Below are 853 nucleotides of genomic sequence, written 5' to 3'. Positions count from 1 at the left end.
AACGGATGGAAAATCCTTCTCGTTTCATTTGATGAACTTCTTTGTACATAATAATTTTAGAATAATATTGGTTCATATTTTCTTTGTCTTTTTGGTTTAAAACAAAGATTATATTTTCTTTTGGGGCAAAAGCCCCAAAAGATGAACTATGTAATTATTCTTGCAAAAGTTGTGCAGTCTTGTTGCCAAAAATGCTGCATTTCTAATTGCCAAAAATTGTGTATTCTTATTTACCGATTACACTAACTAGATCACCAAGTGTATTAGCTATTAATAATATGCTTAAAAAGGCTTATAAGGTCCTGTCTAAGCAAGATAGAGTAATTCTGCATTCTGATCAAGGTTGGCAATATACAATGGATAGTTATAAGTTAGCTCTACGCCGAAATAATATTGTTCAAAGTATGTCTAGAAAAGGAAATTGCTATGATAATGCTATCATAGAAAACTTTTTTGGAGTCATTAAATCGGAACTATTTTACGTTAACAAGTTTGATGATATTACAGACTTAGAATCTGAGATTCACAAATATATAAAGTATTATAATAACGAAAGAATACGCCTAAATTTAAACGGATTAACACCAATTGAATTTAGAAAAGAATATTTAGAAAATATAGCATAACTTTGTCTAAGTTTTGGGGTGCAGTCCAGAATAGTGGTGCAGTTTGGAGTGGAATATCCAAATGTTTTTTAGGCACTGTATCTTTAAGTGTGTAAGTTCAAAAAATAAGCTTGGGTTAGGTTTTGTTTAAAGTCTAACCCTATCTTTATATAGGATCATAAATTGGTCTAATATTATTCCCCAGTTTCTTACTGGCATAGTCCATTTTCTAGTAGCTTCTCTTACAG

General features: G+C 30.5%; 1 protein-coding gene. It reads left to right on the top strand.

What is annotated here, in order from left to right:
- The first annotated feature begins 218 nt into the window (after positions 1–218).
- Positions 219–626, top strand: a complete 408-nt coding sequence (locus ACYSNM_RS13790; protein ID WP_461757446.1) for a transposase — start codon at positions 219–221, stop codon at positions 624–626.
- Positions 627–853: the final 227 nt, after the last annotated feature.

The sequence above is a fragment of the Myroides sp. LJL116 genome (assembly GCF_054871685.1).
This window is presented reverse-complemented; position numbering and strand designations above follow the sequence as displayed.